This window comes from Cellulosimicrobium sp. NPDC057127, assembly GCF_042670945.1.
Lineage (GTDB): Bacteria > Actinomycetota > Actinomycetes > Actinomycetales > Cellulomonadaceae > Cellulosimicrobium.
Window position 1 is genome coordinate 3,975 of the sequence record NZ_JBHUUP010000029.1, and the last position, 1,797, is coordinate 5,771.

The 1,797-nt window shown below is 59.2% G+C and carries 2 rRNA genes (1 of these 2 cut by a window edge); both read left to right on the forward strand.

What is annotated here, in order from left to right:
• Positions 1-1,530: ribosomal RNA gene (locus tag ACFTZA_RS16865) — 23S ribosomal RNA — on the forward strand; it begins 1,676 nt to the left of the window's first position.
• A 108-nt stretch (positions 1,531-1,638) separates the two neighbouring features.
• Positions 1,639-1,755: ribosomal RNA gene (gene rrf, locus ACFTZA_RS16870) — 5S ribosomal RNA — on the forward strand.
• Positions 1,756-1,797 lie beyond the last annotated feature (42 nt).

Genomic DNA, 1,797 nt, shown 5'->3' on the forward strand with positions numbered 1-1,797 from the left:
CCGGGCGGGGGCGCGTGGGACCCGAACCGGTAGTAGGTAAGCGTATTAACAGGGGTGACGCAGGAAGGTAGCCCGGCGTGGCGATGGTAGACCACGTCCAAGGCCGTAGACCGTCGGGTAGGCAAATCCGCCCGGCACCAGGTCGAGAGCTGATAGTGAGCGCACAAGCGCGAAACGGGTAATCCTATGCTGCCAAGAAAAGCCTCGACGCGAGGTTCTAGCCGCCCGTACCCCAAACCGACTCAGGTGGTCAGGTAGAGAATACCAAGGCGATCGAGCGAATCGTGGTTAAGGAACTCGGCAAAATGCCCCCGTAACTTCGGGAGAAGGGGGGCCCGAAACGTGAACACCCTCGCGGTGGGAGCGTGGACGGCCGCAGAGACCAGGGAGAAGCGACTGTTTACTAAAAACACAGGTCCGTGCGAAGTCGCAAGACGATGTATACGGACTGACGCCTGCCCGGTGCTGGAAGGTTAAGAGGACGGGTCAACCCTCGGGTGAAGCTCAGAATTTAAGCCCCAGTAAACGGCGGTGGTAACTATAACCATCCTAAGGTAGCGAAATTCCTTGTCGGGTAAGTTCCGACCTGCACGAATGGCGTAACGACTTCTCCGCTGTCTCAACCGCGAACTCGGCGAAATTGCACTACGAGTAAAGATGCTCGTTACGCGCAGCAGGACGGAAAGACCCCGGGACCTTTACTATAGCTTGGTATTGATGTTCGGTGCGGCTTGTGTAGGATAGGTGGGAGACTATGAAACCCGCACGCCAGTGCGGGTGGAGTCAACGTTGAAATACCACTCTGGCCGCTTCGGATGTCTAACCTCGGTCCGTGATCCGGACCAGGGACAGTGCCTGGTGGGTAGTTTAACTGGGGCGGTTGCCTCCTAAAATGTAACGGAGGCGCTCAAAGGTTCCCTCAGCCTGGTTGGCAATCAGGTGTCGAGTGCAAGTGCACAAGGGAGCTTGACTGTGAGACTGACAGGTCGAGCAGGGACGAAAGTCGGAACTAGTGATCCGGCGGTGGCTTGTGGAAGCGCCGTCGCTCAACGGATAAAAGGTACCCCGGGGATAACAGGCTGATCTTGCCCAAGAGTCCATATCGACGGCATGGTTTGGCACCTCGATGTCGGCTCGTCGCATCCTGGGGCTGGAGTAGGTCCCAAGGGTTGGGCTGTTCGCCCATTAAAGCGGTACGCGAGCTGGGTTTAGAACGTCGTGAGACAGTTCGGTCCCTATCCGCTGCGCGCGCAGGAAACTTGAGAAGGGCTGTCCCTAGTACGAGAGGACCGGGACGGACGAACCTCTGGTGTGCCAGTTGTTCCGCCAGGAGCACCGCTGGTTGGCTACGTTCGGAAGGGATAACCGCTGAAAGCATCTAAGCGGGAAGCCTGCTTCAAGATGAGGTTTCCACACCCCTTCGAGGGTGGGAGGCACCCAGCAGAACACTGGGTAGATAGGCCGGACGTGGAAACGGGGACCAACGACCCGTGCAGCTGACCGGTACTAATCAGCCGACAACTTCACCACCCCCAACAACTCATGCGACGCGTCCACTGTGCGGTTCCCGAACCACCAACCCCACCACCCCCACACCCAAGGGGGCAGGTGCCCGGAGTTGACAAGGTTCCATACAGTTACGGCGGTCACAGCGAAGGGGAAACGCCCGGTCCCATACCGAACCCGGAAGCTAAGCCCTTCAGCGCCGATGGTACTGCCCTGGAGACGGGGTGGGAGAGTAGGACGCCGCCGGACAACCCTTCACCGAAGGCCCACCCCCACGGGTGGGCCTTCGGC